Genomic DNA, 12,979 nt, shown 5'->3' with positions numbered 1-12,979 from the left:
CTATTAGCTGAGGTGAGATAGCAAAAGGAAGGATACAGGGGGTCAGATAAACATCAAATTCTTATTAGAACCCATCTTACCATATTGACAAACCCTATACATCTCACTATACTGTACCAAGTAATTAGTTCTACTTATTACTTATTATAAACGAGGTGATGGATTTGAACAGGCTTTTAAAACATGGATGGATTCCCGTGGTCATTTGGGTACTCATATTTACCGCCGTTATCCTGACCATGCCCGATATGGGGCTGTTGGTCCGAGAAAAAGGGCAGGTGGTTGTTGGCAGCACATATCCGTCTTCCATTGGCGATGACATTCTTAAAAAGATTAATAATCCGGGTTCAAAAAACGCCAAAGAGATCAGTGTTGCTCTTATATATTACAACCCCAACAAGTTGAATGATAAAGACAGATTGCAAATTAAAGTTCGGATGGATTTATTGGAGCAGATGAAAGAAAAGTACCACATCGTTTCGATGGACAATCTGTTCACAAATGAAGACCTCGCCGACTCACTCACATCCAAAGACGGTACCACAATCCTTGTCCCGCTAACCATCGACAAGGCAAACCGGTCAGTCAGCAATATCCGTGATGAGATCACCAATGTCAGTAAAGTGGATGGCGTTCAACTCTATACCACAAGCGCTGACCTGGTTACCGAAGATTTCATTCTGACTACCGAGAAAGGTGTAGAACAAACTGAAATTATTACCATCGTTTTCATCATTCTTGTTCTGCTGATCATCTTCCGATCTCCGATAACCCCATTTGTCACAATAATATCGGTGGGTCTTTCCTTCTTTACTGCCCTGAATGTGGTTTTACAACTGGTTAAGTTTGGGAACTTCCCTATATCCAGTTTCACAAAAGTGTTCCTCATTTTGGTGTTGTTCGGGATTGGAACGGATTACACCATGTTGCTTCTCATGAGATACAAAGAGGAACTATACAAAGGAATCGAGAAGAAAGAAGCAGTGTTGACGGCCTACAAAACTGCCGGCAAGACGGTTTTTCTAAGCTCGCTGACAATTTTGATCGGGTTTACCTGCCTGTATTTTGCCCAGTTCTGCACGTACCGGTCAGCCGCAGCCGTGGCTATTGGTGTCGCCATTTTACTTGTCGTGTTGTTTACGTTTGTTCCGGGCATGATGATCCTTCTGGGGAAAAACCTTTTCTGGTCGCCTTTCCATACAGAAGGGCATTCTGACAGCAAAGCCTGGCAGTGGGTTTCTGCCTTTTCAGTTAAATATCCGGGGATAACCCTGCTTTTCACCGTTTTGATTTGCGGATTGATTTTCTTCTATAACGATAACCTCTCGTATAACAATATGAAGGAGGTTGGGAAGCAATATTCCTCCATCACAGGAAACAATATTGTTACCGCACATTTCTCCAAAGGACAGGTAATGCCGGTAACCATTGCGATTGATAGCAAGAGCGGTCTGGATAACCAGATTGATCTGTCATCACTGGATAGTCTGACAGAAGCTGTCAAAAGAGTGGATGGGGTGGAAAAAGTATACAGTGTGACTCAGCCAAAAGGGGATCGTTTGAAAGAACTTTATCTGAACGACCAGGCTGATACATTGGATAACGGGTTGAATGACGCCAAAGATGGCCTCACTCAAATCCAAAACGGATTGCAGGATGCCATCAAACAGATGAACGCTTCCACAGATTCGATGGATTCCATTCAACAGCTTCAAGATGGCGCCAATGACCTGATCTACGGGTTGGACAAATTGACAGAAGCCGGGATTGAATTCCGCGATAAATTGAAAGACGGTTCAGGTTCGGCTGAAGAGTTGTCAAATGGTATTCAAAAAGTGGACAAGAGTATTGGCAGTGTTGAAAATGGGTTAACTCAACTCTATAACGGCTATACACAGATTTCAAACGGATTGGGGACGATCGATACCAACCTTCAGGGCATTATGACCGGATTGAGTGGAATTAAGACCGGCCTTGAAGGTATTGTCACCATGCAAGGACAGCTGGCTGCCAACCCGGCCTATGCCGGAACCTTGATGGTGGATCCGGTTTTTCAGACCATGGTAGGCACAACAAATGCCCTGAACAATCAATTTGGAACACTGCAGGCAGGCGTTAGCCAATTGGAAGCCGGTGTGGCACATGCCAAAAGCTCATTGGATACAGCCAATGCCGGACTGGCTCAGGCACAGGCAGGACTTTCCCAGATCAAATCAGGCACAAGCCAGCTCGCTGAAGGTGGTCTGGAGATGAATGACTCAATCAGCGGTGCCGCCCAGGCCCAATCGCAAATTGTTGATGGTATGGCCACTCTCGATTCAGGTGCCAAGAAACTACGAGAGGGTCAAAATCAATTGATCGATGGTCTGTCCAAATTATCGTCTCAGGTTAAAGAATTAAAGAATGGACTTAATGACGCGAAAAATGGTGTAACTACCATTAACGACGGCCTGGGTTCAGCCAATGACTATCTGACGAAATTATCGACTTCCAAGGTTTCAACGGGAACGTTTTACATTCCGGCAGACAAAATCCATGAGTCAGATTTCACCCGGTCAATGAATACCTATATGTCCAAAGACCGCAAAACAACAAAGATTTTGATCACATTGAACGTGGATCCATATACTCGCGATGGAATGAAAGTTGTTGATAACATCAGCAAAGTTGTTTCTGCTTTTGTTCCAAATTCCACGTTAAAAGATTCCTCATGGGGAATAACGGGTATTACGCAAACCAACAATGACCTGAAAGCCATGTCGTCCAGCGATTTCACTTTCGCAAGGGTGATCATGTTGATCGGTATTTTTATTGTGCTGATTTTTATCACCCGAGATATCTGGATGCCGATCTTTGTGATGATTTCACTCCTGGCATCTTACTTCCTGGCTATTTCATTATCCAGCCTATTCTTCCAACATGTGGCCCGGATTGGTGATCTTTCATGGAATGTTCCATTCTGTTCCTTCATCATGATCGTCACGCTGGGTGTGGATTACAGCATCTTCCTGATCATGCGTCATAAAGAAAATGAAAACATGAAGGAAACCGATTCCATCACACAGGCAGCCTTCAAAGTTGGCAGCGTCATCATCTCGGCCGGTTTGATCCTTTCAGGCACTTTTGCCTCCATGTATCCGTCAGGTGTTGATACCCTGATGGAAATTGCCGTGACCGTTATTGTGGGTATCGCCATGCTCTGCCTGGTCTTCTTACCGGTATTTATCCCAACCATGGTTTCTTTGAAGACCAAATTGATTGGTATCAAAGATTAACCGGAGTAAAGCAGAGAGAATCAAAAATGAATATCAGAATTCAGGAATATCTTTCCTCAAAATTTAGCTGGAGGTCTGGCATGTTGAATGGATTAATTAGAAAGAATTTTAGAAAAATCACTCTGGCATTTCTTGCCATATTGACTATTGGAAGTCTGAGTTTTGTTCCGTCCCAGTCAGTCTGGGCGGCTCGTTTGGCGAAGGCCACACCTATGCCAACAAATATCGCAATCGGTGATTCAGGCAGCATGAATATTGACGTAGCTGACGATCCAATCATGACAGTTGCCTATTCAGGAGATGGACATTACCTGGCGGCCGGATTCAAAAATGGAATCAGTTTCTACGATGCCAGTACGCAAAAATTTTTGAAGACTGTTGATCTGTCATTTTCAGAAAATGAAGCAGAACAACTGGTGTTCAGCCCAGATAACAAGATGATGGCAGCCATAACCCGGCATAAAGACTCATCTGAAAGTGCCACATCAACCGTGTACGTTTGGGATTTGACAGATTGGTCCATGCTTTTTTCCATTGAAGAGGGCCGCGGCGCCGTATCCGGTCTGGCCTGGAATTCCAAAAGCACTTTGTTGACCATATCACGTGATAAAACAGATGACAATGGGAATGCTGTTTTTATTTACAGTCTCGATGGTGCCCTTCAGGAATCACACGAATCACCACAGGTGAGCAGTCTGGCCATCCATACAGAGAAAGACCGCTTGTTCTACGGAAACCCGGATGGTTTCCTGTACATTTACGATACATCAGCCAGTCATTATCAAGGCCGGGTGAAATTTCATCCAGCCAACATAGACTCATTGGCCATCAATCCGGCTCAAAATCTGCTGGCGGCCGGTGATGAAGATGGCAACTTGATGATGCTGGATACCAGTAATGGAAATGCCTTCCTGTTAAAAGAAAAAGCGGTTTCATTCAAAAGCGGTGTGTCGCTTTCCCCGGATGGATCTTTGACCGCTTATTGCACATCGAAAGGGAATCTGGCACTGAGTCAGGTAAATGTTATCGAACCAATGCAAACCCTGTATTCGGGTACAGACAAAGAAAGCTGTAATGCAACTGCTTTTTCACCAGATGGCTCCATACTGGCAGGAGGTTTTACCGATGGAAACATGCGGCTTTACCGCGTGGATCGTACCAGCCTGAAAACTCCGGATCACACCGCACCATTCGCTCATGAGGTCTTACCATCTTCAACTCCCACCGTGAAATCAGGTATCTCTCTCAATGAAATACCGGTTCAAACTATACCAACTTTGTCAAAGGGTGCCATAGTTGATTCCAATTCCTCCGAAATTAAGGTTCTCGAGAAAAAAATCGAACTGGAAGATTTTATTTCCCTGTATCAAGATCAGCTCCAATACCCGGTGGAATTTTCAGGAACATCCAATAACACACTGCTGGCAAAAGATAGAACAGCTAAGAATCGGGCGGAAATTGTTGACGGTACGATTATTAATGTAATGGACGGAAACCGGCAGATCCATGTATCTCTGGCTGCGAATGGGTTGAATTTGACAACCATCACATTCAGCCCGAAAGATGACCTGATCGCCGGGGGTACTACTGATGGAACGGTCTTTATCTGGAACTATCTGACCGGTGAAAAGAAATGCGAAATCTTCACCACACCCAATAAAGTCAGGGCACTGAAGTTTAATCACGGTGGAAGTCTGCTGGCAGCCGGTTACGGAAACATGAAACTAGATTTGTTCTCTGTTGAGTCATGCACCCGGGCCGGTACATTGCCAGACACGGTGAAACCGGTCAACCAATTAACATTCAGCCCCGATGACCAGTACCTGGTCACAGCTGAAACCGATACAAGCGCCCAGGTATTCAAGATCAGCACGCAGGAATCATTGTTCAAATTCGTGCCTGATTTCTCTCGGAATGGCCTGTATTCGGCTGTCTATAATCCTGACCAGACTCTGGTCGCCGTGGGAAGTTACGAGGGTATATTGACCATCTGGAACGTGAACAGCCGGGAGCTATTGCTTCGTTTGTCAGTAGGATCAGACGATAATCCAATCACCAATCTATTCTTTTCGAAGGATGGGACGAAATTATTCGCCTGTTTGAAGGATAAGACTTGTTCCATTCTTGGAGTTCCCGCCAAATGACCGTTTTTACAGATCAATTATAGAAAAACAACTGTTTCACCTTCTTTACAGAAAAATCCCGATCAACTTTGATCGGGATTTTTTGAAAGTCAACTCAATGTTGAATATCCAACCATTCACAGGCATACTTTTCGAATGGCAAAAGATAATGATTTTCGTATTCAGTATGTACATACTCTATACTTACTGGTTTGTTCCATCGCAAAAAAGCCAGTAATTAAAAGGTAATTATGAATATCTCCCGCCATACTGCAATATTTATGAACCGGTTACCGTCCATGTTCACCAGATGGAATTTTTCGGTCTGGAAAGATGGCTGGCAATTTTCGGTCAGGTGGGTAAAAAACCCGATGGTACCATCCACGAAGATACAGTGGAACTATTGGAAGTTACACTCGAAAACTTTAAACTGGATTTTGCTGCCGTCGGAAGTAAAAAATCTGTCCTGGTTAAGGTCACATTTAAACGGGTGTGAGAAATGAATCCAATGAACGGACGGGATTTTTCAGATCATGGTTCAGAGATAATAAACTCTGCATGATGTTATTATATGTGGCAGGGTTGTCATTCCTTCAATCCAAAGAGGGAATCGATGCCTGAGCCAGCAGCAAAAGTCAACAGGAGTAATGATGAAGGAAATTAAGAGAGTTGCCATTCTGGGTGCAGGTGCTATGGGGGCCTATTTTGCCACCCGTTTCTTTGATTCTGGTTTTGAAACCTGTCTGATCGCCCGCGGCCAGCGAAATGGAAAATTGACCCGGGATGGGTTGATAGTTAATGGGAAGAAATACCTGATTCCAGTTGTTGATCCGGATACAGCAGATTCCCCGGTGGATTTAATCATTGTTGCGTTAAAGCACCACCACTTGCAGGAAGCAGCCCGCGGACTGAATAAACTGGTCGGGAATTCTACGGTTTTCCTTTCTGTTATGAACGGGCTTGAAAGTGAAGAAATCCTCGGATCATTCTATGGAATGGAAAAAGTTGTTTATGCCATTTCCCTGGGCATTGACGCCGTCCGCGTAGAAAATCAGATCGTTTTCACCACACCCGGCATCCACTACTTTGGTGAAGCAAAAAATGAAACCCATACACCACGGGTGGAACAAATTCGCCTTGCTTTTGAAAAAGCTGGAATTGCCTATAAAATTCCTGAAGATATGATGCGCTGGTTATGGTGGAAATTCATGGTGAACGTGGGCATCAATCAGGCCTCCGCCGTCACCCGAATGCGGTATGCCGCCTTTCAGAAATCTCCAACAGCCCAGCAATTGATGGAATCTCTGATGCGAGAAGTTATTATTTTGGCTCAGGCAGCCGGAATTGATCTGACAGAGGAAGACATTACCAACTGGTACCCGGTATTGAACAGACTCTCCCCTGATGGTAAAACCTCCATGCTGCAGGATATTGAAGCCGGTCAAAAAACCGAGGTGGAAGTTTTCAGTGGAAAGGTGATTGCTCTGGGGAAACAATATGGCATTCCCACTCCAGTTAACGAAACGGTCTTCCGTATCATAAAATTACTGGAACAGGGGTATGGAGTTCAGTAAGCACGTGTAAGCGGACTTCGATCAAATATGCTAGAATGCCCTCCATTAAGGGAGAGGTGATTTAATGACAGAAAAGAATGTACAAAACAGCCGCAAAGGCCTGGTCATTCTGGCCTTTATTGCTTTTATCGCGTTAGGACTCCCCGATGGATTGCTGGGAGTAGGTTGGCCATCTGTCCGGTCTGAATTTGGTATTCCACTGGATTCACTGGGAATGCTTCTGTTCACTTCCACAACCGGATACCTCACAGCCAGCTTTCTCAACGGAAAATTGATCTCACGATTTGGAGTGGGTGGGGTGCTGGCAGGAAGCTGCGCCCTCACCGGCGCCACATTGATTGGATATTCACTGTCAGCTAACTGGTGGTTCATGGTCGCATTGGGATTATTTGCCGGTCTGGGAGCAGGCGCTATTGATGCCGGTTTGAATACATATGTTGCCGCCAATTTCCACCATGGGTTGATGCAATGGCTCCATGCCAGTTATGGGATTGGAATCACATTCAGCCCATTGATCATGACCTTTGCTGTAAATTCGCTGAAATCTTGGCGTATTGGTTATGATATTGTTGGGATTTTCCAGATTGTGCTGGCAATTTGCTTTTTTATTTCACTGCCCCTCTGGAAAACAGAAAAGAAAGCGGAGGATTCATCAGAAAACCGCAAACTTACAGATTACAAGACATCATATCTAGAGACGTTCAAACAACCCAGGGTATGGCTTGGCTTCCTGCTCTTCTTCATATACACCGGTGCAGAAGTCTCTCTCGGTGCCTGGGCATATACACTTTTAACTGAAAGCCGCGGGATTGAACCGGTTGTGGCAGGTATGCTGACCGGCAGTTACTGGGCTTTATTCACCATCGGCCGTTTTTCTGCCGGCCTCTACACCCGCAGGATCAAATTACAGACGTTGATGTATATCAGTATTCTCGCTGCCATGCTCGGGGTCATCATGCTGTGGTGGAATCCGGTCAAAATCATCAGCCTGATTGGTGTCGGTCTGGTAGGTTTGGCCATCGCACCCATCTTCCCTGGATTGATGTCTGGAACAAGTCAGCGGGTGCAACCGAAATTTGCCGCCAATGCCATTGGTATGCAGATGAGTGCTGCAGGCATCGGTTCCGCCGCCATACCAGCTCTGATTGGCATCACAGCAAAAAATTATTCATTGGAAGTGATTCCTCCCTGTTTGTTTACGCTTTTCACCATTCTTCTGGCGGTATACGCCTATACATCTGTGACTGGCAGACAGGAACAGGCAGAAACACAACAATCCCCTGCTCTGGATAATGCCTGATTGATGAGAATAATTCGCTACATCTTCCCGAACCCTCGAAGCGTTTTATGAAGGTGATGGAAGAAAACATTAGATCACTGACAGGCAAGAGAAGGTAAGAACCTTTCATAGCGGAGATTGATACCATTCTCCGCTTTTTTCTTCACACACGTACCATACAATACAACGGTTCGGAATAGCCCCTTTTGGGGAATACATACAAAGACAAGCATAAAATGATTTTTTGTCTTTATTTTAGGTCGATCTTCACATCTGCCGGCATGCCGGGTTTCAGATCCAGATCAGGATTGGGAATGGTCAATTTGACGGCGTAAACCGTGTCCTTGCGCCCTTGCACAGTGAGGGCATTGCGCGGAGTAAATTCCGCCTGATCTGAGATATAGGTGACCTGCCCGATATATGTTTTTCCCGGAAATGAATCAACTGTCACAGAAAGTTCCTGTCCAAGATAAATCTGTCCATAGCGGTCTTCAGGAATATAAACTGTCAATGTGACCATATGCAAATCTGCCACTACCAGCAGGGCGCCGCCTGCTGTGGTGATTTCACCTGGATCAGCCGCCCGCATTAATACCAGGCCATCAAGCGGTGAACGGATGCTGCCGGTGGAAATGCCGGTCCCTTCTTTGACCACAGCCAGCAGCTGATCTTTCTTCACCTTATCACCTTCATTCACCAGTACACGGTCAACAATTCCACCCGTCACCACACCAAGACGCACTTCGTTGGCTTCTATAGACCCTGAAACCGTCAATTGACGATTCAACACAGAGTTTTGATACATGACATATATGCCATAGATCAATGCTCCCAGAATAATGATAAATACAGGTATGAATCGCTTGCTGTTTTCTGGCATTCTGCTCCCTGACCCATTAATATTGTAGGATCTGATTCTTTCAAACGCAAAAATTTTTACTGCGACACAAGGGACATAAATGTATCTTCCATGACTGGAATGGACGATTCCACCCGAATATTGTGGATATCTTCCGCCTTAAATCGGCATTCCAACTCTTTTCTGGTGATTGCATTCTTTGCGAGAATACGCAGGTGGTCGCCTGCCAGGCTGGCACGAATGACTCCCTCTGTTTTACCCATCACGTCCAACAGCGGGAGCAGTCTATCTGCCTGCTCGTTCTCTTTGCCTTCAAGAAACACTTCCCACATTTTTCCCGGGAGTAACGCTTTGAGATTGTTTGGGGTATCCAATGCCAGCAGTTTCCCGAAATTCAAAATCCCCACCCGGCTGCAATATTCGGCTTCATCCATGTAATGCGTGGTGACCAGAATCGTGATCCCTTCAGCAACAAGACTGTAGATCAGATCCCAGAAGGCCCGTCTCGCGGTAGGATCTACACCTGAGGTCGGTTCATCCAGCAATAACAATTTTGGATGATGAACAATAGCCACCGCCAGAGAGAGCCTCTGCCGCCATCCGGCAGATAATGTGCGTACCAACATAGTGGCAATGACGTCAAGTCCAAGCTGTTCCAAAAGCTCGTCCACCCGCTGACCGTTGCGAACCCCGTAGACTCCGGCGTAGAATTTCAAGTTTTCGCGGGCAGTCAGGTCATTGTAAAGAGCGAATTTCTGTGACATATACCCGGTGTTGGCGCGAATCAAATCTGACTGGGAGGCTGAATCAAAACCCAGTACATTGGCTTCCCCTTCACTTGGACGGATCAATCCAAGCAGCATGCGGATTGTGGTTGTTTTCCCGGAGCCATTGGGACCCAGGTATCCCACAACCTGGCCGGGTTCAATATCAAAACTGATATGATCCACTGCCGTGAAATTGCCAAAACGCCGGGTCAGATTATGTACAGAAATAACAGCCATTAAGGTTTCTCCCCATACCCGGCATCGTTCATAGACATGCCTTCTCCAGCCAAGTCGATAAATACATCTTCCAGAAGAGGTGGAATTATCTCGATTTTTTCAATTGATCCACCGGCAGAGTGGATTCGTTTACTCAATCGTCTTTTTACATCCTGCGCTTTGCCAGGTAAAACCCGTAAATGCAGGCGGTCTCCAAAGCGTTGAACATCCTGCACATCGGTATCAAAATGAGAGGATTCCAGCAGTACATTCATCGGACCGCCCGCCAGTTCCAAAATCCTGTCATCCAGCATCTTCCGCAAATGACTTGGACTCCCATCCTGAATGATGCGTCCACTGCGCATGAATCCAATATGCGAGCAGCGTGAAGCCTCATCCATATACGGTGTGCAGACCAGAACGGCCATCCCCTGTTCGCCAGCCAGACGGATCACCAGCTGCCAGAAATCCTGCCGGGTGACAGGGTCAACTCCAGTGGTGGGCTCATCCAACAGCAACAGACGCGGCCGGTTGACCAGTGCACAGGCCAGCCCCAATTTTTGCTTCATCCCGCCGGAAAGTTTTCCGGCAAGGCGGTTTTCAAACGCATCCAGTCCGACAAAAGCCAGGTTTTCACGGGCACACGGGAGCCAGTCTTCTGAAGAGAGCCCGCGGACTTCGGCCAGGAAACGGATATTTTCCAACACCGTCAGGTCTTCATAAAGGGAGAATTGCTGAGAAAGGTAACCGATCGTTTCACGAGCCTGTTCCGCCTGATGATCCAGTGAATAACCTCCGATCATCACTGAGCCGTTATCGGGCTTGAAAGCACCGCAGATCAGACGCAATGTGGTGGTCTTACCGGCTCCATCCGGTCCAACCAGACCATAAATCTGTCCAGCTTGAACAGTAAGGCTTACATCGTTCACCGCCTTAACAGAACCGAATGATCGGTAGAGATGGTCTACAACCAAAAAAGGTTCGGGCATGGTTAATCCAATTGCTTCTTGAAACGAACAGCCGTAGCTGCCATAACGACAATGGCAAAGAAACACAGGGCCAGAATTTCAGGCAGCAAAACATCAGCACCGGTTCCTTTCAAAACAATACCGCGTGTAATGATCAAGAAATATCGAAGAGGGATGAGATAACTGACCGCCTGCAAAAAAGTCGGCATGGCCGCCAGGGGAAACATAAATCCGGATAGGAAAATACTGGGCAGAAGGGTAAACATGGTGGTCAGCATGGCCTCCTGCTGGGTATTGGCCACCGTGGAAATCAACAATCCAATCCCCAGCGTGGTGACGAGGAAAAGGCACGACAGCACCAGGAGCAACATGAGACTACCGTTTATGGGAACATCAAACAACAATACACCCGCCACCAGGATTTCGATCATGTCAAAGAAGGCAATCAATACATACGGCACCATTTTCCCGGCCACCAGTTCCCAGGAACGGATAGGGGTGACGATTAATTGTTCGATGGTGCCGCGTTCCCGTTCACGAACAATGGATGTGGACGTAAGGAAGGTGGTGAGGAATTGCAGGATCATGCCGATGAGCGCCGGAATCATGTAATACGCCGTGATCATGCCGGGGTTGTACCATACCTGGGTTCGCACATCCACCGGCATCTGGGTTTGCGTTTCACGCATGGTCCGTTGTGCCACAATTTTTGTTGACTGCGACTGTCCCACCATGATGGCCGCCGTTAAAGCGGTGCCGGAAACATTGGGGTCAGATCCATCAATAATAAAAGCTATTTGTCCCACCCGCCCCGCAACAATTTCTCTCCCGTAATTCGGAGGAATAATCACGGCTGCCCGGGCTTGATTGCTTTCGATCAGATAATTCATCTCATCTTCAGATGTGATGTAATACTCAAGTTTGAAATAATCGGAAGCCCTGTAAGCATCCAGTAGGGCGCGAGATTGACCCGAGCGATCGCGGTCAAGCACAGCCAGCGGAATATTGCGCACATCATTGGTAATGGCATACCCGAGCAGGAACAGCATGACCACCGGATAGATCAGCGTGAGGATAAGCGTCCGCGGATCGCGTACGATTTGAATAAATTCCTTGCGGATCAGGGAAAACAGTCGCTGTTTCATACCGGGTTATCAGACAGATCACCGGAATTTTCCAGAATGCCATTTAAGTAAAGGTCGACAAATTGATCCAGAACAGCTTCACTGGAAGCTACTGAAGGTAGGTTTTTTAAAAGAACCCCGGTTATGTAATATGAAAAGAAAAGACCAACAAAGGAACGAAGCAGAACAGCCGGAGGGAAATTGCGCAAACGGCCTTTTTTCCCGGCAAATATGTCTTGAAGCGAAATAAGATGGGGAAGAATAGCTTCGTAAAGGTCAGGCACATGCACCGCCTTAAATTCCACAAGCTCAATGAACATGAGATTGAACAAATCCGGCCGGTTCAATAATTCTTGAACCAAAAGCCGGGCGGCGGAACGGACAATATCGGCTATAGAGTCTCCCTTTACCGTGTCCATCAACGGCAAAATATCATGATATGGGTGGCGTTCCCGAATAACCGCCACCCATATATCCTCTTTGGTTTCAAAATGATTGTATATAGCACCCACTGTCACGCCAGCCTTCTGACTGATCTCGCGCATAGGGGTGGCATTGTATCCATTATCAATAAAGAGCTGGTAGGCAACATCAATGATCCGTGAACGGGTTAATGCACTCTTCTCGCGGCTTGATCGGGGCATGGACTCACCTGAGGGCTTGATTTAGATAACGAACATTCGTTATCTATTATAGATTATTGCCTTGCACTCTTCAAGAGGTAAAACGGGCAATCGTACTTCTATGATTTTGATAGAAATCGAATAAGTATGGCAAATTCCAGGCGGTTCCGG

The 12,979-nt window shown here is 46.3% G+C and carries 10 protein-coding genes; 5 read left to right on the top strand and 5 right to left on the bottom strand.

Annotated features, from left to right (window positions below):
* Window positions 1–197: 197 nt before the first annotated feature.
* The 5 genes from LTAR_RS08040 (at window position 198) to LTAR_RS08020 (ending at window position 8,272) form a co-directional block, all read left to right on the top strand.
* Entirely contained in the window at window positions 198–3,275 is a 3,078-nt protein-coding gene (locus LTAR_RS08040) for an MMPL family transporter (RefSeq protein WP_158423410.1), read from the top strand.
* 80 nt (window positions 3,276–3,355) lie between these two features.
* Window positions 3,356–5,419 carry a WD40 repeat domain-containing protein gene (locus LTAR_RS08035; RefSeq protein WP_062421683.1) on the top strand — a complete coding sequence of 688 codons (2,064 nt, stop codon included), beginning with the start codon at window positions 3,356–3,358 and terminating at the stop codon, window positions 5,417–5,419.
* A gap of 289 nt (window positions 5,420–5,708) precedes the next feature.
* Window positions 5,709–5,894 (top strand): RidA family protein, encoded by a 186-nt coding sequence (locus tag LTAR_RS08030; RefSeq protein ID WP_062421682.1) that lies wholly within the window; start codon window positions 5,709–5,711, stop codon window positions 5,892–5,894.
* Window positions 5,895–6,045: 151 nt separating this feature from the next.
* The gene (locus tag LTAR_RS08025) at window positions 6,046–6,972 is read left to right on the top strand and encodes a ketopantoate reductase family protein (protein WP_201775958.1); all 927 of its coding nucleotides are present in this window, start codon (window positions 6,046–6,048) and stop codon (window positions 6,970–6,972) included.
* A gap of 64 nt (window positions 6,973–7,036) precedes the next feature.
* Window positions 7,037–8,272 carry an MFS transporter gene (locus LTAR_RS08020; RefSeq protein ID WP_081419887.1) on the top strand — a complete coding sequence of 412 codons (1,236 nt, stop codon included), beginning with the start codon at window positions 7,037–7,039 and terminating at the stop codon, window positions 8,270–8,272.
* Between the two features lie 229 nt (window positions 8,273–8,501).
* Here LTAR_RS08020 and LTAR_RS08015 read toward each other — a convergent pair whose 3' ends face one another.
* The 5 genes from LTAR_RS08015 to LTAR_RS07995 are packed head-to-tail and all read right to left on the bottom strand — an operon-like array spanning window position 8,502 to window position 12,829.
* Entirely contained in the window at window positions 8,502–9,131 is a 630-nt protein-coding gene (locus LTAR_RS08015; protein WP_062421680.1) for an HlyD family secretion protein, read from the bottom strand.
* 56 nt (window positions 9,132–9,187) lie between these two features.
* Window positions 9,188–10,114, bottom strand: a complete 927-nt coding sequence (locus LTAR_RS08010) for an ABC transporter ATP-binding protein (RefSeq protein WP_062421679.1) — start codon at window positions 10,112–10,114, stop codon at window positions 9,188–9,190.
* The gene (locus tag LTAR_RS08005; RefSeq protein ID WP_062421678.1) at window positions 10,114–11,082 is read right to left on the bottom strand and encodes an ABC transporter ATP-binding protein; all 969 of its coding nucleotides are present in this window, start codon (window positions 11,080–11,082) and stop codon (window positions 10,114–10,116) included. Before LTAR_RS08005 ends, LTAR_RS08010 begins: the two co-directional genes overlap by 1 nt.
* Window positions 11,083–11,084: 2 nt before the next feature.
* Window positions 11,085–12,206 (bottom strand): ABC transporter permease, encoded by a 1,122-nt coding sequence (locus LTAR_RS08000; RefSeq protein WP_062421677.1) that lies wholly within the window; start codon window positions 12,204–12,206, stop codon window positions 11,085–11,087.
* Window positions 12,203–12,829: a TetR/AcrR family transcriptional regulator gene (locus LTAR_RS07995; RefSeq protein WP_062421676.1), complete on the bottom strand. Its 627-nt coding sequence runs from the start codon at window positions 12,827–12,829 to the stop codon at window positions 12,203–12,205. The genes LTAR_RS08000 and LTAR_RS07995 overlap by 4 nt, the downstream gene beginning before the upstream one ends.
* Between the last annotated feature and the right edge of the window lie 150 nt (window positions 12,830–12,979).

It is taken from the genome of Leptolinea tardivitalis, from assembly GCF_001050275.1.
GTDB classification, from domain to species: Bacteria; Chloroflexota; Anaerolineae; order Anaerolineales; family Anaerolineaceae; genus Leptolinea; species Leptolinea tardivitalis.
Note: the sequence above shows the minus strand (reverse complement) of the source record. Positions and strands in the feature narration are given on the sequence as shown.

Excerpts from the sequence above, each read along its gene's own strand:
- LTAR_RS08035 (WP_062421683.1), top strand. The coding sequence starts at position 3,356 with ATGTTGAATGGATTAATTAGAAAGAATTTTAGAAAAATCACTCTGGCA.
- LTAR_RS08030 (WP_062421682.1), top strand. The coding sequence starts at position 5,709 with ATGGAATTTTTCGGTCTGGAAAGATGGCTGGCAATTTTCGGTCAGGTG.
- LTAR_RS08025 (WP_201775958.1), top strand. The coding sequence starts at position 6,046 with ATGATGAAGGAAATTAAGAGAGTTGCCATTCTGGGTGCAGGTGCTATG.
- LTAR_RS08020 (WP_081419887.1), top strand. The coding sequence starts at position 7,037 with ATGACAGAAAAGAATGTACAAAACAGCCGCAAAGGCCTGGTCATTCTG.
- LTAR_RS08015 (WP_062421680.1), bottom strand. The coding sequence starts at position 9,131 with ATGCCAGAAAACAGCAAGCGATTCATACCTGTATTTATCATTATTCTG.
- LTAR_RS08010 (WP_062421679.1), bottom strand. The coding sequence starts at position 10,114 with ATGGCTGTTATTTCTGTACATAATCTGACCCGGCGTTTTGGCAATTTC.
- LTAR_RS08005 (WP_062421678.1), bottom strand. The coding sequence starts at position 11,082 with ATGCCCGAACCTTTTTTGGTTGTAGACCATCTCTACCGATCATTCGGT.
- LTAR_RS08000 (WP_062421677.1), bottom strand. The coding sequence starts at position 12,206 with ATGAAACAGCGACTGTTTTCCCTGATCCGCAAGGAATTTATTCAAATC.
- LTAR_RS07995 (WP_062421676.1), bottom strand. The coding sequence starts at position 12,829 with ATGCCCCGATCAAGCCGCGAGAAGAGTGCATTAACCCGTTCACGGATC.